1 protein-coding gene is annotated in these 2,299 nt (G+C 62.9%); it reads left to right on the forward strand.

What is annotated here, in order from left to right; translation table 11 throughout:
- Nucleotides 1–897 precede the first annotated feature (897 nt).
- Entirely contained in the window at nt 898–1,425 is a 528-nt protein-coding gene (locus ACY35P_RS15455; protein ID WP_462116725.1) for a hypothetical protein, read from the forward strand.
- The last annotated feature ends 874 nt before the right edge of the window (nt 1,426–2,299 follow it).

Below are 2,299 nucleotides of genomic sequence, written 5' to 3' on the forward strand. Positions count from 1 at the left end.
CGGCTTTGCAGTGGCAGGTAGAGCTTGCCACTGCAAAGCCTGCACTACGCAGCGCGGCTTAACTCAGGTGTTAGGCCTCGGTCGGTTCCCAGATCAGCTGGGTCGCGAAGCGGCGTCTTCGTGCTTCGGGCTGCACCTCACGCAGAGCACAGCTCGCGTTTGCAACGCAGGCGCCTGCGCCGCCGCACGTCCCACCTGATTCTCGCGCTCGACCTCGAACGCAGCCGACGCTCAACATCGCGCTCGTGAGCGCGACCTCCGGATGCGCCGGGCGTCGGTGGGTGGCGGCGCTCATGACTTCGGCTGCATTCGGAAAAAGCCGGCCGCCAACCCTCCCCCGCCCCGGAAGCTGCCTCTCGCCTCGGCGCGGCACTCGCGTCGGCTTGCTCGCCGCTCCGGGCGAGTTCAAGCTTGGCCTAACAATTCGTCCAAGCCGACGCCGCTTCGCGGCGCGGCTTAACTCAGGTGTTAGGCCTAATGGGGAAGAGCATCGCGCTTGTAGTAGCCACAGCCATTGCACTGGCCGGCTGCTCGCGGCCAGCGCCACAACCGAAGCTCCACTGCTTCCCGAAACGCCCAGCGGCGGTGAAACTGTCGAATGCCGAGGCAGCCTCGCTCGCGAACGTAAAGCGAAGGACTACCGCGCGTTGCGCAGAGCCCGATATCTCTTGCGGATTTGGCACCCGCACTTACCCGGACGGAACGATTGGCGTACACGTCACATTTGCCCACATTTCCGGCACGCCGCCCCAGTGCGCCTTCGTTTTCGGCGACGAGCACATTGATCTCTTCACCTCCAACGGCAAGTATGTGCGCACCCTTCCGGGGCTTTAGGCCTAACAATTCGTCCAAGCCGACGCCGCTTCGCGGCGCGGCTTAACTCAGGTGTTAGCTGCCATGACAGATGCGTCGCCATTGACTAAGCAGCTAGAAGCGGCCGAACGCCTGCAGGGGCAGTTCCGCTACTACTTCGTGGCGCTGGTATTTACGCTTCTCGCTGCATCGATCCAGACCGCCACCTTCGGCGGCGCCGTTCAAACCATCTTTGAGCTGCTTGGCTGGGTGCTATTCGCCCTGTCGGGGCTAGTGGCTCTCTCTTACCTTGAGTGGGAGCCACTCATCCGCGAGCAGCTCGCGCATGGCGATGAATTCTCCCGCCAGGTAAACGCTGCAAAGGTGGCACGGCTTCAGGGCACCAAAGAAATCCACGTTCTGCCCACCGGCGCAACTCAAACGGTCGAAGATCGAATCGCAAACCTCGAGGAGGCGGCGAGCAAGCTGCGAGCTGCAGCGGAACAACGCCTTGACCGCGCGGGCCTCAAATGTGAAATATGGCGGTGGGCCTTTGTCGCCGCGCTGCTGGCGTCCCTGATCGCCCGCGGGCTTCCTGCACTCGTTAGAGTGTTCGGGTACGAGCTGCTATAGCTGGCAGCTAACAATTCGTCCAAGCCGACGCCGCTTCGCGGCGCGGCTTAACTCAGGTGTTAGGCCTCGCACTGCGGTTCCAGGCAACGTGCAGCTCTTGTACAAAGCGGCCACTTGGCTCGCCCGCTGATCCGCCTTTCGGCTACAGCTCCATGCGAGCTTTCCGCAAGCGCCGTCCCCGCCGCGCCCGTCGGTCCCGCCGCATCGCTTGCGGGCAGCAGCCGCGTCCACACGTCGCGCTCGCCGCTGTCACCTTCGGCGCCGGGCGGGCCGCGCCATCCTTATCCCGGGTCGTCGTACTATCGCGCCTGGCAGTTAGGCGTTCGCCGCCGCAGTTCCCGAACTCGGGCGTGGCCTAACAATTCGTCCAAGCCGACGCCGCTTCACGGCGCGGCTTAACTCAGGTGTTAGCCCTCATGGACAACCCGTATCGCTCTCCATCATCAGCTCTTCCGCAGCCTAGGATTGGTACGGGGCGTCGAGCCATAGCGACCGCGGGGGTAGCTCTAGCAACTGTTCCGGCGCTCGCCTGCTCAATTGCAGTTCCCCAGTTTGCGGAGGTGTTCAAGGGCTTCGGAGCTGAGTTGCCTGTCCTGTCGCGCTGGCTAGTCCACTACTATTTGGCGTTGTGGCTTGTGCCTGCTGCGCTAGCTACATATGCAACGCGCTCCACTTCCCTCGCTCGTTTCAGGCTCACCCTATTGGGCGGTCTCGCAACGCTTTTCGTCTTGGTTCCACTTTGTGTCTTCGCCCTTTACGTGCCCATATTCAAGTTGGGCGCCGTGGTGGGCTGAGGGCTAACAATTCGTCCAAGCCGACGCCGCTTCGCGGCGCGGCTTAACTCAGGTGTTAGGCGGCACAACCACGTCGAGGG

This window comes from Lysobacter xanthus (assembly GCF_047159895.1).

Bases quoted from the DNA above. Each gene is read 5' to 3' on its own strand.
- ACY35P_RS15455 (WP_462116725.1), top strand. From the start codon at position 898: ATGACAGATGCGTCGCCATTGACTAAGCAGCTAGAAGCGGCCGAACGC.